Source organism: Parabacteroides sp. merdae-related_45_40 (assembly GCF_001915675.1).
This window is the reverse complement of record NZ_MNQY01000114.1, coordinates 17,843-43,805: the sequence shown is the minus strand read 5'-3', so window position 1 is coordinate 43,805 and position 25,963 is coordinate 17,843. Positions and strand designations below refer to the sequence as shown.

The 25,963-nt window shown below is 44.5% G+C and carries 20 protein-coding genes, 3 tRNA genes and 1 pseudogene; 9 read left to right on the top strand and 15 right to left on the bottom strand.

Annotated features, from left to right (window positions below):
* Positions 1-158 precede the first annotated feature (158 nt).
* The 3 genes from BHV83_RS14035 to BHV83_RS14025 all read left to right on the top strand — a co-directional run bounded on the left by BHV83_RS14035 (position 159) and on the right by BHV83_RS14025 (position 3,067).
* Positions 159-407 (top strand): winged helix-turn-helix domain-containing protein, encoded by a 249-nt coding sequence (locus BHV83_RS14035; RefSeq protein WP_353743783.1) that lies wholly within the window; start codon positions 159-161, stop codon positions 405-407.
* Between the two features lie 384 nt (positions 408-791).
* Entirely contained in the window at positions 792-1,886 is a 1,095-nt protein-coding gene (locus BHV83_RS14030) for a metallophosphoesterase (protein WP_005867826.1), read from the top strand.
* A gap of 2 nt (positions 1,887-1,888) precedes the next feature.
* Complete coding sequence (locus BHV83_RS14025; protein ID WP_005867824.1) at positions 1,889-3,067, top strand: metallophosphoesterase; 1,179 nt, start codon at positions 1,889-1,891, stop codon at positions 3,065-3,067.
* 70 nt (positions 3,068-3,137) lie between these two features.
* Here BHV83_RS14025 and BHV83_RS14020 read toward each other — a convergent pair whose 3' ends face one another.
* A complete protein-coding gene (locus BHV83_RS14020; protein ID WP_005867822.1) occupies positions 3,138-4,844 on the bottom strand; it encodes a S41 family peptidase in 1,707 nt (568 codons plus the stop codon).
* Between the two features lie 48 nt (positions 4,845-4,892).
* Positions 4,893-5,870, bottom strand: a complete 978-nt coding sequence (locus tag BHV83_RS14015) for an adenosine kinase (protein WP_005867821.1) — start codon at positions 5,868-5,870, stop codon at positions 4,893-4,895.
* A gap of 110 nt (positions 5,871-5,980) precedes the next feature.
* Here BHV83_RS14015 and BHV83_RS14010 point away from each other — a divergent pair.
* From BHV83_RS14010 to BHV83_RS14000, 3 genes are all read left to right on the top strand, one after another.
* Positions 5,981-6,054: transfer RNA gene (locus tag BHV83_RS14010), tRNA-Asn, on the top strand.
* Positions 6,055-6,085: 31 nt separating this feature from the next.
* Positions 6,086-6,159: transfer RNA gene (locus BHV83_RS14005), tRNA-Asn, on the top strand.
* 43 nt (positions 6,160-6,202) lie between these two features.
* Positions 6,203-6,276 (top strand) — tRNA-Asn (locus tag BHV83_RS14000).
* A gap of 104 nt (positions 6,277-6,380) precedes the next feature.
* On the opposite strand, the gene BHV83_RS13995 is transcribed toward BHV83_RS14000, so the two are convergent.
* A complete protein-coding gene (locus BHV83_RS13995) occupies positions 6,381-8,279 on the bottom strand; it encodes a glycosyltransferase 87 family protein (RefSeq protein WP_286757644.1) in 1,899 nt (632 codons plus the stop codon).
* A 145-nt stretch (positions 8,280-8,424) separates the two neighbouring features.
* On the opposite strand from BHV83_RS13995, the gene trmB reads away from it, so the two are divergent.
* Positions 8,425-9,183 (top strand): tRNA (guanosine(46)-N7)-methyltransferase TrmB, encoded by a 759-nt coding sequence (trmB, locus tag BHV83_RS13990; protein WP_005867819.1) that lies wholly within the window; start codon positions 8,425-8,427, stop codon positions 9,181-9,183.
* 27 nt (positions 9,184-9,210) lie between these two features.
* The gene (locus tag BHV83_RS13985) at positions 9,211-10,320 is read left to right on the top strand and encodes an Mrp/NBP35 family ATP-binding protein (protein WP_005859141.1); all 1,110 of its coding nucleotides are present in this window, start codon (positions 9,211-9,213) and stop codon (positions 10,318-10,320) included.
* Between the two features lie 117 nt (positions 10,321-10,437).
* Here BHV83_RS13985 and BHV83_RS13980 read toward each other — a convergent pair whose 3' ends face one another.
* Positions 10,438-11,592 carry an acyltransferase gene (locus BHV83_RS13980; protein ID WP_286757642.1) on the bottom strand — a complete coding sequence of 385 codons (1,155 nt, stop codon included), beginning with the start codon at positions 11,590-11,592 and terminating at the stop codon, positions 10,438-10,440.
* 232 nt (positions 11,593-11,824) lie between these two features.
* Here BHV83_RS13980 and BHV83_RS13975 point away from each other — a divergent pair, with 232 nt between their 5' ends.
* A complete protein-coding gene (locus BHV83_RS13975) occupies positions 11,825-12,994 on the top strand; it encodes an ATP-binding protein (protein ID WP_005867817.1) in 1,170 nt (389 codons plus the stop codon).
* Between the two features lie 142 nt (positions 12,995-13,136).
* On the opposite strand, the gene hutH is transcribed toward BHV83_RS13975, so the two are convergent.
* From hutH to BHV83_RS13920, 11 genes and pseudogenes are all read right to left on the bottom strand, one after another.
* Positions 13,137-14,633: a histidine ammonia-lyase gene (gene hutH / locus BHV83_RS13970; RefSeq protein WP_005859147.1), complete on the bottom strand. Its 1,497-nt coding sequence runs from the start codon at positions 14,631-14,633 to the stop codon at positions 13,137-13,139.
* Between the two features lie 3 nt (positions 14,634-14,636).
* Positions 14,637-15,260, bottom strand: a complete 624-nt coding sequence (locus tag BHV83_RS13965) for a cyclodeaminase/cyclohydrolase family protein (protein WP_122382459.1) — start codon at positions 15,258-15,260, stop codon at positions 14,637-14,639.
* 35 nt (positions 15,261-15,295) lie between these two features.
* Entirely contained in the window at positions 15,296-16,546 is a 1,251-nt protein-coding gene (hutI, locus tag BHV83_RS13960) for an imidazolonepropionase (protein WP_005859151.1), read from the bottom strand.
* Between the two features lie 3 nt (positions 16,547-16,549).
* Positions 16,550-17,455, bottom strand: coding sequence for a glutamate formimidoyltransferase (ftcD, locus tag BHV83_RS13955; protein WP_005867812.1), 906 nt, complete (start codon positions 17,453-17,455; stop codon positions 16,550-16,552).
* A complete protein-coding gene (gene hutU / locus BHV83_RS13950) occupies positions 17,452-19,455 on the bottom strand; it encodes a urocanate hydratase (protein WP_005867810.1) in 2,004 nt (667 codons plus the stop codon). Before hutU ends, ftcD begins: the two co-directional genes overlap by 4 nt.
* A gap of 235 nt (positions 19,456-19,690) precedes the next feature.
* On the bottom strand, positions 19,691-20,725 hold the full coding sequence (locus BHV83_RS13945) for a Fic family protein (protein ID WP_005867808.1): 1,035 nt from the start codon (positions 20,723-20,725) through the stop codon (positions 19,691-19,693).
* A gap of 343 nt (positions 20,726-21,068) precedes the next feature.
* A pseudogene (locus BHV83_RS13940) lies at positions 21,069-21,746 on the bottom strand (DegT/DnrJ/EryC1/StrS family aminotransferase); the annotation flags it as partial.
* A gap of 95 nt (positions 21,747-21,841) precedes the next feature.
* On the bottom strand, positions 21,842-23,161 hold the full coding sequence (locus tag BHV83_RS13935; RefSeq protein WP_286757641.1) for a DegT/DnrJ/EryC1/StrS family aminotransferase: 1,320 nt from the start codon (positions 23,159-23,161) through the stop codon (positions 21,842-21,844).
* A gap of 30 nt (positions 23,162-23,191) precedes the next feature.
* The gene (locus tag BHV83_RS13930) at positions 23,192-23,785 is read right to left on the bottom strand and encodes a sugar transferase (protein ID WP_005867802.1); all 594 of its coding nucleotides are present in this window, start codon (positions 23,783-23,785) and stop codon (positions 23,192-23,194) included.
* A gap of 230 nt (positions 23,786-24,015) precedes the next feature.
* The gene (locus BHV83_RS13925) at positions 24,016-24,744 is read right to left on the bottom strand and encodes an SDR family NAD(P)-dependent oxidoreductase (RefSeq protein WP_005867801.1); all 729 of its coding nucleotides are present in this window, start codon (positions 24,742-24,744) and stop codon (positions 24,016-24,018) included.
* Positions 24,741-25,958 carry an ANL family adenylate-forming protein gene (locus BHV83_RS13920; RefSeq protein WP_005867799.1) on the bottom strand — a complete coding sequence of 406 codons (1,218 nt, stop codon included), beginning with the start codon at positions 25,956-25,958 and terminating at the stop codon, positions 24,741-24,743. The genes BHV83_RS13925 and BHV83_RS13920 overlap by 4 nt, the downstream gene beginning before the upstream one ends.
* Positions 25,959-25,963: the final 5 nt, after the last annotated feature.

The following is a 25,963-nucleotide window of genomic DNA, read 5'->3' as shown; positions in this document are numbered from 1 at the left end:
AAAAACATTTTTAGCGGTAGAGCCTATAAATGAGTTTCCCAGCAAAGGATACAAGGTTTGTTACGCCAACACGTTAAGCGGTATTCAAGACATATATCATATCTATTGGAGATTATCAGCTGGAACTTTCCACACATCAATTATTCTATAAACAAGAGTTGTTAAAGGTATTAAGCCCCAAAGATTTCAAGTTACTCTATCAGTTATCCGAACCATTGAATCAACCGGTAAGCAGAGAAAAGCTTTTCCAAGAAATTTGGGAAGGTCAAGAAGCTCATGATAGCTTGAATAATAGTATCTCACGTTTACATAAGTTATTGGAAAGGGATACCACGCTTTCAATAGATGCCGTAAAAGGAATTGGCTATATATTACAAAAAAAGACCTATTCCCCTCATCGCAATTAAGGGAGGCTTATTGTAGATTTCTTTATACGCTCTTGTTCCCTAGCGCATGATTCGGGAAAAACACGTACGACTTTTTTGAAAAACACGTACGACTTTTCCCGGAAACACATACGTGTTTTGAAAGAAAGATAGCCATGTTTTAAACACACTAATTCTCAATACATTACACACCTATGTCATTAGCTTGCTTATTGTCTGGAATTTGTCTTGGAATACAACGCATCCTTACTTGCCCTGTATTTACATCCACGTAGAGACGCAGCACGCTATGTCACTACAATTAGAGGACATAATGCGGTGAAAATCGAGCAGAAAAAGTCTTTCGCAAATCATACCATTTGCCGCATAAAGAGTTTTCATTATCTTCGCGGAAAATTAATAGAAATGTTATCGTTCTTTATCATACTTCCAATCCTGTATCTTGCAGGGAATATTTATATTTATCTAAAGGGAAAACAGGCTTTGAAAAGCCAGTCTACCGGAGTTAAAGTATTGTTATCCATTGTTTTTTGGGGAGGAGCTTTGTCATTCTTCAGTAGTTTTCTATTCAGGAACCTAGATATGCCGGCTTCTTTCGCTCAAACAGTTTCTCAAGTAGGAACAGGATGGCTCGTGTTCACTTTATACATGGTATTGGCCCTGTTGGTATTTGATATCTTACGACTTTTCCACCTACGTTTCAAATACTCATTCTATTTATCCTTATTCTTAACACTCAGCTTATTAGGATATGGAAACTATAATTACCAACATCCTGATACACGAGTTATCAACATGGTTATCAACAAACCGGCCGATACCGATGGACAGTCGCTGAAGGTCGTAGCCATTAGCGACATACACTTAGGATACGCTACCAACAAGACGATGCTTGCCGGATATGTGGATATGATAAACGCCCAACGCCCGGACATCGTTCTTATCGGTGGAGACTTGATAGACAACAGTGTCGCACCTCTGCGATACGAGCATATGGAAGAGGAACTGTCCAAGATATACGCTCCATTAGGCGTTTATATGGTACCGGGTAACCATGAGTATATCAGTGGCATAGAGGAGAGCGAGAAATTCATAGCGCAGACGCCCATCGTACTTTTAAGGGATTCCGTGGCTATCTTGCCCAATCAGATCCAACTCGTAGGACGGGACGACCGGCATAACAAAGGACGGAAAACTTTAGGTCAGCTTACCGCGAACCTTGATAAAAGCAAACCTGTTATCTTACTAGACCATCAACCCTACGATTTAGAGAAAACGGAAGAGGCTGGCGTAGACTTACAGTTTAGCGGACATACACATCGAGGACAAGTATGGCCGATGAACTGGATCGTGGATCATCTGTTCGAATTAAGTTACGGGATTAAAAAAATCGGAAATAGTACGATTTATGTCTCATCCGGCTTATCTTTGTGGGGACCGCCTTTCCGTATCGGAACGGACAGCGAGATGGTGGTGTTCAATATTACATTCAAAGAGTAAAGATGAAAGTATTTATTCAATCGATCGTAGCGCAGCTATTACTAAATCCGTATATTTTCTGGAGAGGATATCAAGCGCTTCCTCCTAAGAAAAGTTGCCGGATTCCTTTTATCTTGTTTTTCGTACTCGAACTATCGCTTTATTTTTTCGGATTTATTTTTAGGAATGAACTACCTGATAACGTGATAATCACGATCCAATACATCTGTAACACTTGGTATATAGCGTCCATTTATATCACTTTATCTCTCTTGGTACTTGAGTTGATCAGGCTCTCCCAACGTATCAAGCCATGGTTCCCCAAATGGATGAAAGGGCATTGGCAGCAAACCAAGGTAACCCTGTTTTTTCTTATCGTATTCGGTGTTACCGGTTTAATGATTCACGCATACCATACGGTAATGAATCCGATTGTTAAGAACGTATATATCACGTTGCCCAAAGCCGCGGGGGATCGGGATAGCCTGACTATTGTCATGATGAGCGACTTACATATCGGAGAGGTTATCGGGAAGGACTTGGTACAAAAATATGTGGCGCTCAGCAACGCACAGCATCCGGATATGGTGGTATTAGCGGGGGATATCATGGATTATGAATCCCGGTTTGCGGAAAACGCCCACATCGAGGATGATTTAAAACAATTAAAAGCTCCGTTGGGAGTATATATCATTTACGGGAATCATGAATACCGGGCAAACCGGAACGCGAAATATCGTTGGTTGCAAAAGACCGGAGGTACGCTACTAATAGACTCGGTGGTCCAACCGGACTCAACTTTTTATTTGATAGGGAGGGATGATTTCATCCATAAGAAACGAAAATCGCTTCATTCGTTAATGGAAGGGGTGGATACCGGCAAACCGATTATCGTTTTGGATCATCAACCTTGGTCGTTCGCCGAGATGAATATGAATGGGGTGGATTTGGGACTGCACGGACATACGCATAACGGGCAGTTATGGCCTTATCCCCTACTGATGAAACTTGTGTATGAATGCCCGTACGGATATTATAAGAAAGGACCTACGCAATTCTATGTATCTTCCGGCATTGGTATAGCAGGACCTCCTTATCGGGTGGGAACCGTCTCGGAATTGGTCGTATTGCATATCCGCTTCAAAGCCCCCAAACAGACTGGCGAAAGAGGGAAAAGCACGATGCCCATTCAAGGGAGCTGACAATGGGCATCGTAAGCTCGCTTGAATGGGCATTGTAAGGCCCTTTGAATGGGCATCGGCAGAAACCCGCCTATTCGGTACCCTTGGTGGCCGCTTCCAACTCAACCGGCACGCTCAATGTACGCCTGTATAAATCCGGATCGCCCAATACCTCCAACGCTTTCTCCAATACAAGATCATCTTTCAAGCTTTCTTGCAACTCTCCTCGTTGGTAATAATAACGTTTTACGATCTCGGCGGCCATTACTCGTTTCACCTCATCCTTGAAACGATCGAAATCTTTTTCCAGATTCGGAGTCAGCTTAGCCTCTAATTCCTTGAACGCAGTAGAATCCTCCTCCAGATACCCCTCAAACTCAGCCACTTCTTTCAAGTTCTTCAATACTTTCTCGCTTTGGCGGTCATAGGTGAAATTCTTGGACTTGGCGTATTGCTTCAAAGCTTCGAAATCCTCATCGGAAACCGTAAATTCCTCGATGGGAGCGATCGTCTTATGCTTTTGTACCCAATCCGTAACGAAGTCGAACAAGACCGTATCCGCCGCCAAATAATACATCATGGTAGGCACTTTCGGCTCCTTCACCTCAAACTCCGGACGTACGCCACCCCCATCACGAACCGGACGCTTCTTGGACGTATAGAATACGGAAGTCAAGCTATCCGGAATAGCAGCCACGCTACCATCCTCTTTCCGGTGCGAATAATCGATTTGCTGGATGCAACGACCACTCGGGATATAGTATTTACTCATCGTGATTTTCACTTTCCCATTATAAGGCAGGTCACGAGGAGCTTGCACCAACCCCTTACCAAACGAACGTTGTCCCACCAACACGGCACGATCCATATCCTGCAAAGATCCCGATACGATCTCAGCGGCGGAAGCCGTACCTCCATTGATCAATATAGCCAACGGCATTACCGTATCCAAAGGCTCCGTAGAGGTTCGGTACGTACGATCCCATTGCTTGATCTTTCCTTTCGTTGAAAGCACCTCGCTGCCTTTCGGTACGAACATACCTACGATTTGTACGGCACCTTCCAGCACGCCGCCGCCGTTACCGCGCAAATCCAGTACCAAAGACTTAATATTATGATTTTTCTTTAAATCCAAGAATGCCTCTTTCACCTCTTGAGCACTTTTGATAGTAAATGCCTTTAGATAAATATAACCGATACTGTCATTCTTAACCCCGTAGTAAGTAACTTGAGGTGTCGTGATCTGCTTACGGGTAATCTCGAACTTCCGGGGTTTCTTCTCGCCCGGACGTTGGATCGTCAAAACCATCTTCGTATTGGGAACACCTTTCAATAACTCGCTGACCCGGGAGTTTGTCGCCTTGGAAACATCGATCGTATCGATCGCCAAGATCAGATCGCCCGGCTTCAGACCCGCTAAATCGGCCGGCATTCCCTCGGTAGGCTCGGCAATCATCACGCCTCCCTCATTGTTACGCTGACGGATCAAGGAACCGATACCTCCGTATTCGCCGGTCGTCATCAGACTCAATTCCTCCGTTTTTTGCTCAGGATAGTATTCCGTATAAGGATCTAAACCAGCCAACATTGCCTCGATTCCCCGCTGAACGGTTTTATCCACATCCACTGAATCCACGTAGAACATCTCTACTTCTTTCAATAAAGAATTGAAAATGTCTAGGTTCTTACTCACCTCAAAGCGGTTATCTTTTTGCGCCCATCCCGGCACTACGCTACTTGCGACGAACAGCAAGCAAAATAAACCTATAATTCCTCTTCGTTGAACCAATCTGTACATACAATATTTAGTTAATTAACGGCATAAATGTAAGGAATAATACGCCGCCTAAGCCAATATCCCTTTTACTTTTAACTTTATTTGTTCCCATTTATCATACGGAATCTCCGGGCCAACCACGTCGATCACATAGCCCGCCAACATCGATCCGATGCGTGCGGATTGTACCAAAGACGCTCCTATGGATTGACCGTACAAGAATCCGGCGGCGAAGTTATCACCGGCGCCAGTCGTATCAACAGGCTTGCCCCCCTCAGCCGGGACAGAATAAAATTGACCATGACTACCGATCAAGGCACCTTCCTTTCCCAAAGTGACCAATGAGACCTCTACCAACTCAGACAAGGTATGTACGGCCTCAGCAGCCTTCTGCCCGGTAAAAGCCTCAGCCTCACTCTCATTAGAGAACAAAATATCCACATATTTAGGAATGATATCCTCCAGCATTCCTTTAAAAGCATTCACGATATTGAAGTTCGACAAATCCAGCGCTACTTTCAAGCCCAACTTTTTAGCCTTCTCCATCGTAGAACGAACCAACGGTTCGTTTACGAGCAAGTAACCTTCTATATAAATACATTGATATTTACTTAGCATCTCCTCGGTGATCTCATCCGGGGTTATTGTCGGGGCCGGGCCAAGGAAAGTCCCCATCGTACGTTCCCCATCCGGAGAAATCATCACCGTACAGCTACCTGTAAGTCCGTCCGTCTTGATAAAATAGGAACTGACACCCGCTTTTTCCAACGCATCCTCATAAAATCCGCCGATCGAATCATCCCCGATCTTACCGATAAAACCGGAATTCGCCCCTAAAGAAGACATCGAACGCATCGTGTTGCAGACAGATCCTCCCGGGGTTTGCGTACGTGGCAAGCCGGCTAAAGTTGTACGGATAGCGATCATTTGTTCCCTGTTAATCATATCCATAGCTCCTTTCTGTATCCCGATTTCCGATAGGACATCATCATTTTCAAGCCTCAATAAAACGTCAACCAAAGCGTTTCCTAAACCTATTGTATTCATTTTTTCGTAATTTTTTTCGCAAAGATATTGCATATTTCGAAAATACCCCGTACTTTTGCAGTGCAATTTCAGAAAGGGGTTACGGAATAACCTTTGAAAGAGCGAAAAATTCTTCCTTAGCTCAGTTGGTTAGAGCATCTGACTGTTAATCAGAGGGTCCTTGGTTCAAGTCCAAGAGGAAGAGCGAAAAGACATCGGGAAAGACTGAAAAACATTCTTCTTTAGCTCAGTTGGTTAGAGCATCTGACTGTTAATCAGAGGGTCCTTGGTTCAAGTCCAAGAAGAAGAGCGAAAAGAGTTTTCATATAGAGATTAAAAAGTTAAAAACTGATTCTTCCTTAGCTCAGTTGGTTAGAGCATCTGACTGTTAATCAGAGGGTCCTTGGTTCAAGTCCAAGAGGAAGAGCAAAAAGAGAGAGATACCTATTAATAGGTATCTCTTTTTTCTTTTGTTCTTTTTCCGTTATTCACAGGGTTTTCAACAGGGTTATTAACAACCCTGTAATCCTCCTACCCTCTCCAAGCGATTAAAAATAAGTTCTTTAATTCTTCCGCAAGGACTCCACGACGCATATTGGGAAGATGAACGTTATCCCGCAAATCAGCGGGCATGTCTTTAATAAGTACATCCGACTCCTGCGAAGCCTTATAAATAAACTCCGTATCAAATAAAAAGCGATTCACCTGAGTTGAGGCCAAAAACGATTTTCCCCGCTGGTTAAAACCTTTCAAACCTCCTTGAGCATCCGTATGCGTTAATCCTAGAAGCGTAAAATTCAATATACGGGAAGCATAACTCATAATCTTTCTTCGAGTACTTAAATGGGTATAATAAGTATGATTCCGCACGGCGATAACGACATCATATCCCGATTCCAACCATTCTACCATCCGGCAGATAGAATCCGCCTCATACGGAAAATCATAATCCGTATATAAAGTAATGGATGAGGTGGAATGAGACAAGCCAGCCCTAACAGCGGCTCCTTTTCCCTTATTCGTATCATAACTTACGATCATCGTATCAGGGAGAGCCTCCAGAAGACGTCCCACCGCATCCTTCGTAAATCCTCTCTTCGAAGCGTCATTCACGACGATAAAACGAAGTGAGCGACCTTTAAGCATCTTTACCAATTCCGCATGTTTCTCGATCATCAAACGTTCCCAGCCTTCTTGTGGGTTATAACAAGGCAAGATAAGGTCGATCGCCTCCTCTTTACCCGGGAGAGTCTTCGGCCGATGAAGCGGCTCTGAAAAATCCAATGTCAATTGCTCCCATACGATCTTAAACCAGATCAACACACAAGGTAGTGCTTTCAACGCATAAGGAATAACATACGTTTTCCGGATATAACAGGGAAATATATCTGTTGGAGAAAGGGATGTAAGAATAAAACAGAAAACGAATAGTACCGTATTCAAGCCAGGAGTCGTCTTACGGGTAGGCGTACCTATATACCAAAGGCAGACGGCTATCATGGCTCCCAAATATCCGCTATTCTCTGTTCCGGAGCTAAAAAGAACTATGAACAAAAGAGTAGAGCAAAGAAAATGCATGCGGAACCGCCGGTTATCATATTGATTTATCCTAAAATAAGGAGCAATAAATAAAAGTAGCCCGGGGATAACCAACCAGAGATCACTATACGTATTGACTCCCGAAATCTTACGAACCATCCCCAACAAAGAGATATTTGTATAAGGAGTAAATAAATTCTCTACATTCTTATCGAGAAGTACCTCATACCATTTCACGTATTGACTTGCCACATATTGAGGAGACGTATATAACATCGGAAGAACATACAAGACTATGCCCCAGAAAATAAGTCCTTTCAAAAAGGCGATCCGGCGTTTTGAGAATAGCAGGAAAGCAAGACCGACAATGCCATAAATCTTAGTCATCGTACCCAAGACAATCATTAGCGCCGCCCAAAACTCCTGTTTCCGCTCAATAAAAATAAACGAGAATAAAATCATGCCGGCTATGGCTATGTTAAATTGCTGCATAAGAACACACGTAAATAACTCATTCAAGCATACCCAAATGACAAACGCCTGTTTCCAATCCGCCAATCCGAGTTTACGGATAGCCATATAAAGCAGCAAGCTATTCGCGAGACACCATAGCAACATCCCGATATAAGGAGAGAAGAGGGAGAAAGGCGCTATTATAGCCGTAAAAGGGATCCCGTATAAAAACCGGTCGTGGTATTCATTCGGATAATATATATAAAGGTCTTTCAACTCTAACGCATGGAAAAAGGAAGCCCTATAAATCATAAAGTTATTATAAGTCCTTCCCACAGGTAATTTCAATAAGCAAGCGACAAGGGCCGTCGCAAACCAAACAAATCCGACAAACCTCGGATTCTTAAATATCGGGCGTCTAAAAAATACTCTCAACATATCCTTTTTTATTCGTTACAACTCCACTTTCAAATAAAACTTCTGACAGCCTATATGTTCAAAAGACTCGCCAACGTATAAAAACCCCTATCTAAAACAGTAGAAAAAACGTAAAAAGCATTTTTTTAAGTATTATCTTCGCGACATGGGAAAGAATAAATTAGCTAAGTTTGACGATATGGCGGGCTATCCGCACGTATTCCAATACCCTTTCGCCGCCCTACAAGAAAAAGGGTTTGATATGAAAGGACAGTGGCATGAACGTTTTTTCAAGAACGATCACCCTATTGTCTTGGAATTGGGATGCGGAAAAGGGGAATATACCGTAGGTTTGGGAAAGCTTTTCCCAAATAAGAATTTTATTGGTGTCGATATCAAGGGAGCACGTATGTGGACCGGAGCGAAAGAATCGTTGGAAGCCGGGATGAATAACGTGGCTTTCCTACGTACCAGTATCGAATTGATTTCCTATTTCTTCGCTCCGGGCGAAGTAGCCGAGATCTGGATCACATTTCCTGACCCTCAAATGAAAAAGGTCAATAAGCGTCTGACCGGAACCCGTTTCATGAAAATGTATCGGGAAATCCTTTCCGGAGATGGTATTATCCATTTAAAAACGGATAGTAACTTTATGTATACCTATACGTGCGAGATGGTAAAAGCGAACCATTATCCCGTCTTGTTCAGTACAGACGACCTATATCATTCCAATCTGGCGGATGAGATCTTATCCATCAAGACCTATTACGAGCAACAATGGCTGGATCGTGGATTAAACATCAAATACATCAAGTTTGTTTGTGAAGAAAGGGAACGATTGGTGGAACCTGACGTAGAAATAGAGTTAGATCCTTATCGTAGCTTTAATCGCAGTAAACGAAGCGCTTTAGCTTCTGGTAAATAAAAGAATGACTTAAAAAAATCAACAGATATGACAATCTATCCGAATCTGATTATTGAGGCGTTGAAGAACGTTCGTTACCCGGGTACCGGAAAGGACATCGTTTCCATGGGCCTCGTAGAAGACAACATTCGTATCGATGGTATGAATGTCACCTTCTCGTTATTATTCGAGAAGCCAAATGATCCGTTTATCCGCTCCGTAGTAAAAGCCGCGGAGACAGCTATCTTAACCTATGTAAGCCCGGAGGTGAATATCAAGGGAAACATCACGGTAAAAGCCCGTCAGTTAGCTCGCCCGGAACCGGATAAATTATTACCGCAAGTAAAAAATATTATCGCTGTATCTTCCGGTAAAGGAGGAGTTGGTAAAAGTACCGTTGCCGCTAATCTAGCTGTCGCATTGGCTTTACAAGGATATAAGGTAGGATTGCTGGATGCCGATATATTCGGGCCGTCCCAACCCAAGATGTTCAACCTAGAAGAGGCTCGCCCTTATATGGAAGAGGTAGAGGGCAGGGAACTGATCAAGCCGGCCGAAAATTATGGTGTCAAGATGTTATCCATCGGCTTTTTCGTTAATAAAAACGACGCAGTCCTATGGCGTGGAGCAATGGCTAGCAACGCATTGAAGCAATTGATCGGCGACGCCAACTGGGGTGAGCTTGATTATTTCTTAATCGATTTACCTCCCGGAACGAGTGATATCCATTTGACAATGGTACAAACACTAGCGATAACCGGAGCCGTGGTGGTAAGTACGCCGCAAGAGGTTGCTTTAGCGGACGCTCGTAAGGGTATCAGCATGTTCACTGGAGATAAGGTTAATGTCCCTGTTTTAGGATTGATCGAGAATATGGCTTGGTTTACCCCTGCGGAATTACCGGAAAACAAATATTATATATTCGGAAAGGAAGGTTGTAAACGCCTAGCTGAGGAACTGAACGTGCCGTTACTGGGACAGATTCCTATCGTACAAAGTATCTGCGAAGGAGGAGATCAAGGTAAGCCGGTAGCGTTGAACCCGGACTCGATCACAGGAAAGGCATTCCAAGAATTGGCCGAGAATGTAGTCAAGCAAATAGACTATCGCAACGAGCATCTGGCTCCGACAGAGCGAGTGATTGTAACCAAGAAATAAAGATGATTTATACGTATATACGTGTGGTCTCGCACGTATATACGTATCGTCCTACACGTACGCTCGCATGGGCCTACGCCTATATACGTATCAGCCTATGCGAACGTACGTATAAATTCAGCCCACAATATACTTGGCTTTCTTACCGCAAATCTTCCTGATACCCAATACGATCAACCAAGATACAGCGAATGCTACCACAGAAGCGGCAGGAATCTGTAAACCCAATGGGATATTCAAGGCTCTCGCCAACAGCACACTGGGTCCCGTAAAGAAATAATGTACCATATAGATACCGAAACCGCATATGGTTAAGTTCGCCAACATTCGCTTAATCGTATCCGACTTAACATTTACCTTCTTCGCCAGTAAGAAGATAGGAATCGTCATCATCACCACATTGGGAGAACAATAATAAAAGAATAACTCTAACTGTTCCTCCGTGTAAGCAGGCAAAGCGGTCGTATAGCGGAAACCGAAGAAAGTAATGGCATAGCCTACGACAAACATAGGAATGCCTATCCCAACGATCTTTCCTAACGACCAATCATGATTCCTCAGATAATGCCCCAATAGCAAGTAACCGTTAAACCCGGCGAAATAATAAAGCATACTGAATTCATTCCATGAGCATCCACCCCAAATGTAAGGAGATACGAATTCCCGATAATAAGGAATAAACAAAGTCGCTCCCCAACCTGCCAGAAACCATAATTTCGCCTTATCCGAAACTTTCTCGACCCAAGCGGAGAAGATCGGCAAATAAAGATATAAACCTATCAGTAAATAGATATACCACATATGTACATCCAACAATGAGAAATTGAACGGTATCTGGGCGATATAGCCTAAAGACACACTCAACGATTGACGAGTCACCTCTTCTCCCGAATAAGGGAAAAAATCAAGAATAAGTTCCGGCCTCAAACCAAGCAGCCCCGTAAACCAAGGAAATAAATTATAAATAACAGACCAAATCAAGAAAGGCCAGAATACACGCAATATCCTTTTCTTATAGAAAATAGAAGTCTCTTCCCGGACCGGTAGCAACAAGGCTCCCGTAATCATAACGAACAGAGGTACACAAGGACGAAGAAAAGCCCCATAGGCAGCTCCCCAAAACTTAATATTCCCAATAATCGGAGAATCTCCGGGATAGAAATTAAACGGGTCTGTACAATGACAGCAAACAACAGTAAACATCGCGATCAGGCGAACAACGTCCAACCATACGACATGAGTTTTCACGGTAGAGATTTGCTTTTGTTCCATATAAATAACTGTTTCATTCGTAATAGTTGGCGAATATACAAAAAAAGGAATAGTCATACATCGTATCCACGGCTATATAGCTCCGGCTCTCGCTCTTCACCCGACAGAACGGGTGATCGCAACCAAGAATCAAGAAAAGATAACATAAATTGCACCGCAAGTAGTGCAATTCTTTACGAAAAATGCACTATTCACAGTGCAAATTAGTATATTTGCGAAAACATTATAATATATGGATAAGTTACAAACAAGTTTCGATGCGATGTTACGTACTACACCTACCTCATTCCATCGATATATGTTCGACCGCATTAATTGGAACAACCGGCTATTGGGCTTAGTAGGTCCGCGTGGCGTTGGGAAAACTACTTTGATGTTGCAATATGCCAAAGAAAAACTGAACAGAAATACGACCTTGTTCGTCAACGCTGATGATTTGTACTTTTCCAGCCACCACTTAGTGGATTTAGCTGATGACTTCGTCAAGCGAGGAGGGACCCATCTTCTTATAGACGAAATCCATAAATACAAGGACTGGGCCCGCGAGCTAAAACTGATGTATGACTATCACGCGGATCTAAAGATATTCTTCACAGGTTCCTCCATCCTTGATATCAACAAGGGATCGGCAGACCTGAGCCGACGGGCTATCGTCTATTCTATGCAAGGGCTTTCATTTCGCGAATATCTTAATATGTTTCACAACATAGAGATCCAGACCCATACACTAGCCGATATCGTAGAGCACCGCATAGAACTCCCCGAGAAATTCCGTCCTTATGCCTATTTCCAATCCTATCTAGAGAAAGGGTATTATCCGTTCTCGAAAGAAGACCAATTTCATATACGCTTACAACAAGTAATAAACACGACGTTGGAAGTTGATATACCGCAGTATTCAGAAATGAGCATATCAACAGCACGAAAACTAAAGCAATTGCTCACCATCATTGCCCAAAGCGTACCATTCAAACCGAATATGAGTAGCATAGCGATTATGCTAGGAGTGAGTCGCAACAATTTATCCGATTACTTTCTTTATCTCGAGGAATCCGGATTAATCTCCCAACTACGCGATGGAGTCGGTGGCATCAGAGGGCTAGGCAAAGTAGATAAAGTTTATCTGGATAATCCTACTCTTATGTACAATTTGGGGAAGGAAATATCCAACATCGGGAACATCAGAGAAACATTCTTCTTGAATCAAACACGTGTGGAGCAAGAAGTCATCACCTCCCCTATATCGGATTTTCAAATAGCCGACTATACTTTCGAAGTTGGAGGGAAAAATAAAAAGCAAAAGCAACTGCAAGGAATAGAGAACGGCTTCGTTGTAAAGGACAATATCGAACAAGGATACATGAATGTAATCCCTTTGTGGCAGTTCGGGCTCAATTATTAAATCCGCTCATTTAGTTTCATTCGTAATAGTTGGCGAATATACAAAAAGAACACGGAGCACACAGGATACACGGCATCGCACAGATCAATATTACATATCGCAAAACAAATCCGTGTATTCCGTGTGCTCCGTGTTCCTAAAATTAATATACAAAGTCTTTCCTACGAATAAACGCCACCGTACGATGTATTTCCGTGTACATAATAATATCCTCATCGATAAATGGCACCTCTTTCCGGTAATCCTTCAAGAACTTCTCCAACACAGGGGAGGTCCTAGCCGGACGACGGAACTCGATTCCTTGTGCCGCATTCATCAGCTCGATCGCCAAGATATGATCCAAGTTGTCCATGATCTTAAACAATTTCGTCGCCGCATTCGCCCCCATACTCACATGATCCTCTTGTCCATTACTAGACACGATAGAATCGCTGCTCGCCGCATAGCAATACATCTTATTCTGGCTTACCATACTGGCGGCCGCATATTGAGGGATCATGAAACCGGAGTTCAAGCCGGGATTAGCGACCAAGAACTCAGGCAATCCCCGCAAACCCATGATCAATTGAGCGACACGACGTTCCGATATATTTCCTAACTCAGCCAAGGCAATCGCCAAGAAATCATAAGAAATCGCCAAGGGCTGACCGTGGAAATTACCGCCGGAAATAATCTTATCCTCCTCCGGGAAGATCGTCGGGTTATCCGTCACGGAATTTACTTCGGTAAGCAGGACATTCGCCACATAATTGATAGCGTCTTTCGTAGCCCCATGCACTTGAGGGATACAACGGAATGAATACGGGTCCTGAACATGTTCCTTTTTCCGGGCGATTAACTCACTTCCCTCCAATAGCCGTCGAAAAGCGGCCCCGGTCTCGATTTGTCCGGGATGCGGACGCATCTGCTGGATACAATCCATGAAAGGATCGATACGCCCATCGAAAGCCTCCAAGGATAAAGCGGCGATCAGATCCGCTTTCTTGGACAGGCTAAACGCACGCATCAAGGCGAATACGCCATTGGCGCTCATAAATTGCGTACCGTTCAATAAAGCTAACCCCTCCTTGCTTTTCAGCTTCACAGGCTTCCAAGCGAACTCGTCCAATACGCTGATCGCTTCCCGTTTGCGGCCCTTATAATAAACATCACCCACGCCGATCAGAGGCAGGAACAAATTCGCCAGAGGTGCCAAATCACCGGAAGCGCCTAAAGAGCCACGATCATACACGATCGGAAGCACGTCATTATTGAAAAAGTCCAGAATACGTTGTACGGTGATCACCTGTACGCCACTATGCCCCAACGAAAGGGCATGCGCCTTCAATAACATCATCAAACGGACGATCACCGGACTTACCTCATCCCCTACGCTACAGGCATGACTTTTCACCAAGTTCTCTTGCAAGGTGCTCAATTCGTCCGGAGAGATATTCTTATTACATAAGGACCCGAAACCGGTAGTAATCCCATACAAAGGCCCCTCTTGCTGCTCGATCTTATGATCCAAGTAATCCCGGCAACGCTGGATGCGCTCCTTCACCTCGGGTGAAAGCTCCAACTTCATATTTTGAGTAAGTATCCGTTCGATTCCCTCAAAAGAGAGAGGCTCGGAACCCACATAATAAACATTACTCATATGCTATAATTTAGTCTTCACCCAATCCAATAACTTTTGCTCTACACGGATAGCGTTCGCCTCCAGTTCATCCGCTTTCTTCCGCATCATTCCGACGAACACCTCGTCTTGGATGGACGTTAAGTTAATTCGGACATTCAATAAAGCCCCCAATACACAAGTACGGGCAGCCATCATCGCCACGCAAGCATCCGTGACGGCATTCTGATTACCTTTGTGAGCCACATAGATAATCGTCTCCATTACGGAACCGATCTCCTCCGCCACCCTCATCGGAACAATAGCCGCCTCTTTAGTAGCGCTCTGTATCGCATTCGTACGGATCACCTGTTCGTCAGGCGTTTCTTTCGGTAACTTAAAAGCGGAGAATACACGATCATAAGCCTCGCTGTCCTTATCGATATATTCAGTAAGACGCTCACGGATCAAAGCCGCCTCGGTAGCGATCGTCTTCATTTGTCCTTCCACTTCCGCATATTTCTTTTTGCCAACAGTCAGATGGGCCACCATCTCTGTCAAAGCTGCCGCTATAGCGCCATTCAAGGCAGATATACTTCCACCACCGGGAACGGGAGCACTACCCGCCGTTTCCGCCAAAAAATCTTTAATTGTCAAGTCTGCTAACATAGTATTTTGATTTAAATGATTCAACAATTCTTATCTTACATCATATAAAGTTCCCCATCCTTAATTACGGTATCCACGAGATTCATTCCCACATGATAAGGTAGGAACTTATAAGACGGGTATTTCAGCAAGATCACGTCCGCACGTTTTCCCACGCTGATACTTCCAATCTCGGAGGCACGTCCCACAGCTGCGGCTCCATTAATGGTCAATGCCGTTACCGCTTCTTCAGGGGTCATCTTCATATAGATACAGGCCAAGGCTATCATCATCGGGATCGAGGCGGAGAAACAACTTCCCGGATTTAGATCGGAAGCTAAAGCCACCGCGCAACCGGCATCTATCATTTTCCGGGCAGGCGCATACGGCTCATTCAAGGAAAAGGCAGTCAGCGGAAGTAAGGTAGCTACGACACCCGCTCTTGCCAGACGTTTGATGCCTGTATCCGATATATGTAATAAATGATCAGCACTTACACACTTCAAGGAGGCCGCCAGTTCCGCCCCTCCGAAAGGAACGATCTCATCCGCATGCATCTTCAATTTAAAACGATGATGACGGGCGGCACGAAGCAAGCGCTCACTCTGTTCTAACGAGAAAACGCCTTTCTCACAAAACACATCACAAAACGTAACCGTATGTTCGGCTCGTATGGCAGGAAGAACTTCCTCGATCATATAATCCACATAATCGTCCGTACGACCGGCAAATTCAGGAGGAACAGCATGAGCTCCCAAAAAGGTCGATACGACATCCATCGGATGAGACTCATTCAGGTCCGACATGACACGAAGCTGAACTAATTCTGTTTGCAAATCCAAACCATAACCACTTTTCCCCTCCACCGTGGTAACACCCATGGAGAATAACTCATCCAAACGTTCTTCCCCTCTGTCCCATAGTGTATCGAAATCACTTTCACGGGTAGCTTTCATCGTATTCACGATACCTCCACCACGCTCCATGATCGACATATAACTATCTCCCCGCAATCGCCAAGAGAACTCCTCCTCCCGGTAACCGCCAAAGATAAAATGCGTATGGCTATCTACAAATCCGGGTAACACCGCTTGGTTCTCCGCCCGAATCTCCAAATAATCCTCCGCATGGATGTTTCGAAGTACCTCCTCCGTAGGTCCTACATGCGTAATAACCCCATCAGACATCGCTACGGCTCCATCCTCGATAACGCCTAAATCAGACATCTCCGCTCCCCGTCGTGCCTTATCCCCATGACAAGTGACGATCTGGGCAGCATTCCTGATTAATATCTTGCTATTCTCCATACGCTATTCCATAATACGGGCTTCCAATACTTGATTCATAGAGAAGTCCTCTAATCCCAAATAGTAAGAGGCCGTATCGATCAACGCCTCCATAGGAACCAAGCCGATAATCTCGCTCCCCACCACCGGAACACCATATCTGCGAGCTTCGATACGAACTAACTCGAAGGCCCGGTACAAGGCCGTACGGGTATAATCGGTCATATTAATAGAGACCTGTACGATACCACGTTCCTTCAACTCAACCCCCATCGCTTTACAATAGCGTAAACCTCCGCCGATGAAACGGATTTTCTTCGCTATATCCGTAGCGATCTGCAATTGATTCGTTCCTAAGTTCACATTATAGGCGACCAAAGGCATGCGGGCTCCTATGGCGACCGTACCGGCTGTCGGATGTCTTTCGGCCGGACCAAAATCAGGTTTCCACTCCGGTTGATGGATTTTCTCTGCCATCCCTTCAAACTCTCCTTTACGGATCGCAGCCAGATTCTCCCGGTAAGGGACGGAAGCCGATTTCTCATATAAGAAGACCGGCACGGCATAATGAGCGCCCACTTCCTCCCCTACTTCCTTAGACAAGGCGATCGCCTCTTCCATCGTACATCCGCGAATCGGTATAAAAGGAACAACATCTACGGCCCCCATTCGAGGATGTTGACCGCTATGCTTGTTTAAATCGATCAACTCAACGGCAACTCCAATGGCCTCCAATACGGCTTGTTTTAAAGCGACTGGCTCCCCTACCACGGTAACAACCAAGCGATTATGATCCTCGTCATTACTATAGTCCAACAGTTTAACACCCGTCTTAGCCCGGAAAGGCGCTACGATCTTATCTATCTTCTCCAGATCCCGTCCTTCACTGAAGTTAGGGACACATTCCATAATCTTATTCCAAGTACTCATACCTTTTTATTTAATGATGTTTGTACGATTTCATGAATAAACGCCCTCTCCGGGATATACGGAAGGGTAATATGATACTGTTCGCCACGGTTCTCATTGAAAGTAGCGCTCGTACGCATCGCATTCGGGTTACGGGCCCATGAGCGACGAGCGACACCCCCCATCACGTCCCATATCATAGCAGAGCGAAGTATCTCGTCCACCCGCTCACTACCATCGAGAACCATACCGAAACCTCCGTTTATCGCCTTACCGATACCAACTCCTCCACCATTATGAAGAGCGACCAAGCTCATACCCCGGGCGGCATTTCCAGCGAAGCACTGCACCGCCATATCAGCCATCACATTGCTTCCGTCCCGTATATTAGAGGTCTCACGGAATGGAGAATCCGTACCGCTCACGTCATGATGGTCTCGTCCCAACATAATCGGGCCTACCTCCCCATCACGTACCATTCGGTTAAACTCAAGGGCGATCTTCAAGCGCCCCTCAGCGTCTTGATATAAGATCCGGGCTTGCGTACCCACCACCAAACGGTTCTTCTCCGCGTCACGTATCCAATTATAATTATCCATATCCTGCCCTCTTCGAGTCGGATCGATACACGCCATAGCCGCATGATCCGTGCGAATCAAATCTTCCGGCTTACCGCTTAAACATACCCAGCGGAAAGGGCCATACCCATAATCAAATAATTCCGGCCCCATGATATCTTCCACATAAGAAGGCCATATAAAACCATCTTTCTCGTCCACACCGTTACGGGAAATCTCATGTATACCGGCATCATAGATCGCTTTCATGAAGGAGTTCCCATAGTCAAAGAAATAGGTACCCCGGGCAACCAGACGCTTGATCACCTCGAAATGTCGCTTCAACGTTTTATCGACCAAAGCACAAAAGTCTTCCCGGTGATGAGCCAATAATTCCGTACGTTCCTCAAACGTCACGCCTACCGGGCAATAACCACCTTCATAGACCGCATGACACGAGGTCTGATCACTCAAAAGGTCGATGGAAAGCCCCTGTTTATCGGCATATTCCAATAAATCCACGATATTGCCATGAAAAGCGATAGAGATCGGTTCTTTCTTACGAATCGCCTCGTCGGCTAAGGAGAAAGCTTTCCCCATATCATCCGTCACATACTGGACCCATCCTTGGCATCGGCGTGTCTCGATACGGGAAGCGTCTACCTCGGCGATTATACTGGCAGCACCGGCAATCACGGCGGCTTTAGGTTGAGCGCCACTCATTCCTCCTAAACCGGAAGATACAAACAGATAGCCTCGCAAATCCTTATCTTGTGGAATCCCTAATTTCTTACGTCCAGCATTCAACAATGTATTAAACGTACCGTGTACGATACCTTGCGGGCCGATATACATCCAACCTCCGGCCGTCATCTGTCCATAATTAGCGACTCCCATCTGGGCGGCGATATGCCAATCCTTTTGGTTATCGAACATTCCCACCATCATGGAGTTCGTGATAATCACCCGTGGGGCATCCGGCTTAGAATGAAACAATCCCAGAGGATGCCCAGATTCAATCACCAAGGTCTGCTCCTCGGTCAGCTCCTCCAAATACTTCTTAATCAAACGATATTGCATCCAATTCTGGCAGACCTGCCCAGTCTCGCCATACGTAACCAACTCGTAAGGGTACAAAGCGATATCAAAGCAGAGGTTATTATCGATCATTACTTGAAAGGCCTTTCCCTCGATACATTTACCTTTATATTCAGAGATAGGCTTCGCTTTCAGGTCTCCCTGCGGACGGTAGCGATAACCATAGATCCGTCCCCGGGTCAATAATTCCTCCATGAACTCAGGAGCTAGCTTCTCATGTAATTCAACAGGGATGTAACGAAGCGCGTTCATCAATGCCGTTTCTGTTTGAGCGGGCGTAAGCGAATAGCCGCGATCGGGAGCACGGCGAATACCGGAAACGAAGGAAGGATATTCCGGCAAATAGTTATCAAGATGTATTTCCATAACGTGAATGATTTAGTAGGTGCTTACAATCTGCAAGGAATTTCACGGATTCAGCGCCGACAAGTTAGCGATTATCCAAATCCCAACCAATTATCATTCCATGTTTAGAAGCATAAAAAAGCCCCCGTCTCTCTCATCCACCCTAAGGGAAAGAAAGACGGGGGCATAATTATAATTGTTCAGTAGTAGAAGTTGTTTCGTAAATACAATAGTCCGTTAGTTTTCACAAAAGAAATCAAAAATAAGTTTTGACAGCAAATTCAAATTGTTCTATGAATATCTTCTTGAAAGCGGCAATGTTATTCTGTTCATAGAATATCAGCATGGCTTTTTTGTAGTCTATGGAATCAACCGTTCTGAATGAGATTGGGCAATAGCCATTGGCTATCAGTATGGCATTGCTTGTGATACGGGCAGTACGTTTGTTTCCATCCGAAAATGCCTGAATATAAGAAAGGAGAACCAGTGCAAGTAATGACTTCTCAAAGATATTGTCTTTGCCATTGATAAGTTTACAGGAATCTTCCAATGCCTCACGAATCTGGAACTCGTTATCAAGGGGACGATAGTTCGTACCTGTGATACCCACACGTCGGCATCGTATGTTTCTTTCCACACCTAAGTCCTTGGTCAGTAAAGAATGGATGTCCTCTATGCGGTGGACGGATATTTCCTTAAGATAGTCGGGCACATTGAGAACAAAATCAAGCGCATCTTTGTGATTGAGCAGCATGATAGCTTCTTCCCTTGTCTTACCAGTAGCTTCCTGTCTTTCTTTCAGCAGGCGCTCCGTTTCTAGCAGGGAATAAGTATTGCCCTCGATTTGTGAAGATTTCCACGACAGGTCAACTCCCAGTCTTTCCATCTCCTTTTTGTAATCTGTTTCAGAAAGTTCTTCAAGGTGGGTTCTGAAAGTGGACTGAGCTTTATCCAAACGTTTACATTCCTCTTCTGTGAAAAGTGAAACCTTTGGCAGAATCTGTTTTATGAGTTCGAAATTGAAATTTTCCTGCACAGTACGATCATCCATTTCATTCTTGAAATAGGTATCAATATCCAAAGGCATCGTTACCTGAGCTTGTGGAGTAAGCGAGTATTTGGTAGCAGGTCCTTTTCCATACACTTCTATAAGACCTTTGCTGACAGCATCAGCCAAGAGTCTTTTCATGGTGCTGTCGCTTGGTGCATTTACCAGCATGGAAGCTATCGCTCCTCTATTTGATAGCGGATGATAGTGCAATACCTGTAGGATTTCTGTTTCGATAGTCATAACATTCCTTTCACTAAATCGGCTCAAAAGTACTAATTTTCCTTCAACTATCGGCTCAAATTGAGCCGATAGTCGTATCTTTACCGCAATATTTGAGCCGATTTGCAATATTTTCCCAATACCCAATGCGTAGGAACACGATCCTAGCTCTCTCACACATGGTCATAAACTCCGCTCTCGAATAGAGTAAGACTTTGGGGCGAAGGAAAAGTTCAGCTAAAGAACACAAAAAAAGGTGCATCAAAATGACACACCCTCCTCGTAACAAAAATAAAATCTTTATGATTAGCCTTTACTTAGGCCTACGCATTGAAACGAATTTAGCTCATGAAAGCTGTTAAAATCAACGCTCAATCAAGCCCCTTATACCTCCAACGATATACTCAATATCCCGATCCGTCACATACGGGCCGGAAGGCAGGCACAACCCAACCTTAAACAAAGATTCGCTCACCCCATTCACATAAGCCGGGCAATCCTTATAAACAGGTTGCTTATGCATCGGTTTCCACAAAGGACGGGATTCTATACCCATCGCGTCAAGTCCCACACGCATCGCCTCGACATTGGCATTCGGCTCGCAATCCGTATGTGCGTTAACCGCCGCATGAGTCACACCGCCCGCACCACCAACAGCACCTTGTACCGTTGCTTGATAAGCATTCTCCTGCCCTTTCACCCTCAATAAAGGATCCAAGACAATCGTATTCAACCAATAGTTACTATCAAAACGACCGGAAGGATTCTCATGCAAGGTGATCCCTCTCACATCCTTCAACAGTTCCCGGTATAAATCACACGTATGCTTATGATGAGCTACATGAGCATCAGCCACCGTCATCTGACCACGCCCGATACCCGCACAAATATTCGACATCCGGTAATTATACCCGATCCGCTCATGCTGGTAATACGGATAAGCCTCCCGAGCCTGCGTAGCGTAGAACATGATCTCCCGCTTAGCCTCCTCATCCGGACAAATCAACGCACCATCACCACTGGTCGTAATCATCTTATTCCCAATTCTATAAATTTTGTTCGCAGCGAAGATATATCTTTCAATTAATAGCCATTTTTGACTGCTTACATAATTAAATCTACGTTAAACTGTTTCAATTATTTAGGAAGGCAACATAGAAGGTTCTCGATAATGTACTCAACGTCTTCCTCAGTCATCTTTGTGTTCAGAGGAAGTGTAATCTCGTTCTCAAAGAATTTGTATGCATTAGGATAATCCTTGATATCAAGGCCCTTTGCTTTATATGCGGTCATCATCGGGAGTGGCTTATAGTGTACGTTGGTTGCGATACCACGCTCTGCCATCTGCTCAATGATGCTGTTGCATTGCTCACGTGTTTTACCAGGAAGACGAGTGATGTAAAGATGACCACTACCAGCCCAATCTGCACCATAATGCTTCAAGCCTACAATGCCATATGGAGCCAGAGCTTCGTCATAACGCTCAATGTACTTCTTACGCTTAGCCAACATCTCAGGATAACGCTCGAACTGGATAAGCCCCAGAGCAGCCATAATGTCAGTCATGTTGCACTTGTACCAAGGGCCAATGATATCATACTCCCAGGCACCCAACTTTGTCTTAGCCAACGCATCCTTATTCTGACCATGGAGCGAGAAGAGCTGTGATAGACGATAGATGAATTCATTCCAAGTCTCACCCTCTATGAAAGGTACAGGACTTCCGCAATACACTTGCTGGCGTTCCACCTTCTCGTTTCCGAAAGGCAGGTTCCATGTCATTGCGCCACCCTCTGCAGTAGTGAAGTTCTTAACAGCATGGAAAGAGAATGAAGAGAAGTCCGCAATCTCACCAGCCATCTTACCATGGCGAGAGGCACCAAATGAGTGGGCACAGTCGTTAGAAACCACGATACGTCCCATCTTAGCCTGAATGTCATTAGCAGGACGATAGAGCGCCTTGATCTCTAGGCGGTTCACCACTTCAAAAATCTTCTCTACATTAGCGCATATACCAGCCAAGTCAACAGGTACAATTACCTTCGTACGCTCAGTGATTGCTGCAGCCAGCTTCTCGTAGTCCATCTCAAAATCCTGATGATCGTTACCATCATTCTCTGCATAAGCCGCCGGACGGATATCCACCATCTTTATGGTAGCACCCACATGATCAACCACCGAAGCAGATGCTGTATAGGTATATGCAGGCATAATCACCTCGTCACCAGGACCAACGCCCATCACATGGAGCACCATCTCCATGGCAGCCGTAGCCGAGTTCAAACATACAGTTTTCTCCGTATGAACATATTCCGAAATTATCTTCTCCAACTTCTTTGTACGAGGGCCAGTAGTTATCCAACCACTAAGGATTACGTCACGAACCTCGTGGGCTTCAGCCTCCGTCATATCTGGGGGTGAAAAGGGAATTTTCCTTCTTTTCAAATCAGTACTCATTATACTTGTTTTTAAAAATTAATCTCGTATTTATCTCTCAGTAATAATCTCTTTAAATGTTTGGAAAATAAGTTTGATATCATACCAGAATGACGCATTCTGCACATATTCCAAATACAGCTTTATCTTCTCCTGCATAATCACGTTGATATAATAGTCCTCAGGATCTTTTGCTTTTTCCATCAACTCATTCTCATTGCGGAATTTAATTGAGGCAGGGTCGGTGATACCAGGACGAACATCCAAAACATGCATCTGTTCCTCTGTCCAGTAGTTTACATAGTGACGAACCTCTGGACGAGGACCGACAAGACTCATCTCACCAAGAAACACATTAATCAATTGAGGGAACTCGTCCAACTTATATTTTCGTATAAAATATCCAGAACGAGTAATTCGAGGGTCTCGACCTCCAATAGTTACCAAAGAGCCCTTATCTGAACCTACACGCATCGAACGAAACTTAAAAATACGGAAATCATTATTATTTCGTCCTACACGAACCTGACGATAGAACACAGATCCCTCGGAATCCAACTTAATCCAGATTGCCATAATGAGGAATATGGGACTTAATACCAGTAAACCGCAGCCACTGGCAAAAACATCAAATAGCCGTTTCATATATACGTTTGATTATTCAAAAAAAAGAGATGCTTTTCGGTTAATATTAAGGTCATCATTGTACAAAGTAAACGCTATCCAGTTCTAATATACAACAGTTGGAAGAGAACCTGTCATTGTGACTATAGCTTCATTATCAAGCGTCCACTTACTCCTAACTATGAATGTACTCAATGAATGTAAGTATTGGAGTTGAATACACTATTGACTATTTTGTCAACTTGTATCACTTATATCGTACCGTTATCAACGTGAATATTCTGACCAGTGATACTCTCTGCCTTCTCGCTTACAAGGAAAGCAACAGTTTCTGCAACTGAACGGATACTAGTAGCTGCCTTGAGTGACGTACGGGCATAAATCTTGCCTCTTTGTTCCTCTGTAAGAGTAGAGCTCATAGCGGTTGCCATGAAGCCAGGAACTACGACATTTGAGCGGATGCCGAGGGATCCCCACTCGCGAGCAGTATCCTTTGAGAATGCTTCGAGTGCACCCTTAGAAGAGGCATACATTGCCAATCCCTTGTAGCCTGTGTGAACAGAGATAGAAGAGATATGTACAATAGATCCCTTCACCTTGTGAAGAATCATGTTGCGAATAACATTCTTGGTCATCATCATTGGAGTGAAGACATTCACGTTGTACATAGCCTGAAGTCGCTCCAAATTGAGGTTGGTCACAATGTCATCGTATGCAACAGCTGCATTATTTACATAACCGTCAATCTGTACCTTGTTGCTACAAAAGTCTTTGAAGACATTATGGCGTACGTTTTCACAATCAGCAAGGTCAACACTCTTGAAGAAGACGTGATCAGGGCACTCTGCTTCCAGAGCCTTGAATTCATCGGTATAGCTACGAGCAATACCATATACGTTGTTGCCTTGTTCGAGTAGGACACGACAAATTTCGAGACCTACGCCACGAGAGCAACCTGTAACAATAATATTTTTACTCATGATCGTTTGAGTTTACCGGTTCTTGTTAATTCGAATTGTTCTACAAACTTAATTCTGCGTGGAATCTTGAAATCCTGCAGCTGTGAGGTAAGCGCCTTCTTAATATCAACATTGGTGAGTTCAGAACTATCTTCCAATTGGATGTCAGCACAAAGCACGCTACCGAGGACTGAATTTGCCCTACCATAGACAAGCACTTGCTTCACGCCATCGATTGCTCGAAGGACATTCTCCACTTCTCCTGGATTGACCTTGTAGCCTCCCACATTGATGAGCTCGTTCTTGCGACTCTTGAAGCGGAACAGTCCTTGCTCCTTGTCTACCCACTCGATGAGATCACCAGAGTGATAGTAATTACCCTCGAACTTAAAACTGTCGGAACGTCCAAGAAGTGACTTATGGATAAGCAGCTCGTCATCAACAACTGTAAACTTATCGCGAATCTTCTCTGGTATCTGGAAGCAATCGCCCTTGGCTGCGAACAACGATCCTGCCTCGGTTGAGGCATACACGTTATTAATCTTTGCCGTTGGGAAGATCTTCATAATGGAGTCATACAGATGCTGCTCAGACTTCTCGCCACCCAAAGTGACACGAATCACGCTCTCGTATGCATGCTCGAAAGGGAGGAGCAAACGATAGAATGTAGGAGTAGCTGACACATGAGTAATCTGATACTTGCCAATCAGCTCGTAAACATCAGCCCTCTGCTTGTTGAACACGTTGATGAGGGTATTCTGGTTCTCGAATGCTTGAAAGAACACCTGTAGACCTGCCATGTGAGTAGGGTTGTAGGCATACGCCCACACCTGGCCCTTGTACTTATCGCCAAGACGAACGCTACGAGTCAAGGTGTCAACGGTATGCACCACCTTCTTAGGCTGACCAGTAGTTCCTGAGGTGAAGATGGTGATCTCTGATGAAGACTGCTGAAGCGAAGCCACCACATCGTCCATCGAAGCAAATGATTTCTGCTCGATAACTTTTGTCTGGTTCACCTCATTCTCGTCCACACCATCAATCTCCGAAGGATTCAAGTCCGAATCCAATAGAACCAGAGGTCTATTTGCAGTCAGAGCACGGATTAGGTTAACGAAATAGACGTATACATCCCTAGTCTTGAGCAAAGGACAATATTCTATCGCATGATTAAGCGAGCAGAACAAGTCCTCGTATGTATAAGTCTTATCGTTATCTACAAGAAATACTGCCATTGCAT

What these genes read in the sequence shown, in the direction of transcription:
- BHV83_RS14030 (WP_005867826.1), top strand. Translation starts at nt 792, where the DNA reads ATGTTATCGTTCTTTATCATACTTCCAATCCTGTATCTTGCAGGGAAT.
- BHV83_RS14025 (WP_005867824.1), top strand. Translation starts at nt 1,889, where the DNA reads ATGAAAGTATTTATTCAATCGATCGTAGCGCAGCTATTACTAAATCCG.
- BHV83_RS14020 (WP_005867822.1), bottom strand. Translation starts at nt 4,844, where the DNA reads ATGTACAGATTGGTTCAACGAAGAGGAATTATAGGTTTATTTTGCTTG.
- BHV83_RS14015 (WP_005867821.1), bottom strand. Translation starts at nt 5,870, where the DNA reads ATGAATACAATAGGTTTAGGAAACGCTTTGGTTGACGTTTTATTGAGG.
- BHV83_RS13995 (WP_286757644.1), bottom strand. Translation starts at nt 8,279, where the DNA reads ATGTTGAGAGTATTTTTTAGACGCCCGATATTTAAGAATCCGAGGTTT.
- trmB (WP_005867819.1), top strand. Translation starts at nt 8,425, where the DNA reads ATGGGAAAGAATAAATTAGCTAAGTTTGACGATATGGCGGGCTATCCG.
- BHV83_RS13985 (WP_005859141.1), top strand. Translation starts at nt 9,211, where the DNA reads ATGACAATCTATCCGAATCTGATTATTGAGGCGTTGAAGAACGTTCGT.
- BHV83_RS13980 (WP_286757642.1), bottom strand. Translation starts at nt 11,592, where the DNA reads ATGGAACAAAAGCAAATCTCTACCGTGAAAACTCATGTCGTATGGTTG.
- BHV83_RS13975 (WP_005867817.1), top strand. Translation starts at nt 11,825, where the DNA reads ATGGATAAGTTACAAACAAGTTTCGATGCGATGTTACGTACTACACCT.
- hutH (WP_005859147.1), bottom strand. Translation starts at nt 14,633, where the DNA reads ATGAGTAATGTTTATTATGTGGGTTCCGAGCCTCTCTCTTTTGAGGGA.
- BHV83_RS13965 (WP_122382459.1), bottom strand. Translation starts at nt 15,260, where the DNA reads ATGTTAGCAGACTTGACAATTAAAGATTTTTTGGCGGAAACGGCGGGT.
- hutI (WP_005859151.1), bottom strand. Translation starts at nt 16,546, where the DNA reads ATGGAGAATAGCAAGATATTAATCAGGAATGCTGCCCAGATCGTCACT.
- ftcD (WP_005867812.1), bottom strand. Translation starts at nt 17,455, where the DNA reads ATGAGTACTTGGAATAAGATTATGGAATGTGTCCCTAACTTCAGTGAA.
- hutU (WP_005867810.1), bottom strand. Translation starts at nt 19,455, where the DNA reads ATGGAAATACATCTTGATAACTATTTGCCGGAATATCCTTCCTTCGTT.
- BHV83_RS13945 (WP_005867808.1), bottom strand. Translation starts at nt 20,725, where the DNA reads ATGACTATCGAAACAGAAATCCTACAGGTATTGCACTATCATCCGCTA.
- BHV83_RS13935 (WP_286757641.1), bottom strand. Translation starts at nt 23,161, where the DNA reads ATGAGTACTGATTTGAAAAGAAGGAAAATTCCCTTTTCACCCCCAGAT.
- BHV83_RS13930 (WP_005867802.1), bottom strand. Translation starts at nt 23,785, where the DNA reads ATGAAACGGCTATTTGATGTTTTTGCCAGTGGCTGCGGTTTACTGGTA.
- BHV83_RS13925 (WP_005867801.1), bottom strand. Translation starts at nt 24,744, where the DNA reads ATGAGTAAAAATATTATTGTTACAGGTTGCTCTCGTGGCGTAGGTCTC.
- BHV83_RS13920 (WP_005867799.1), bottom strand. Translation starts at nt 25,958, where the DNA reads ATGGCAGTATTTCTTGTAGATAACGATAAGACTTATACATACGAGGAC.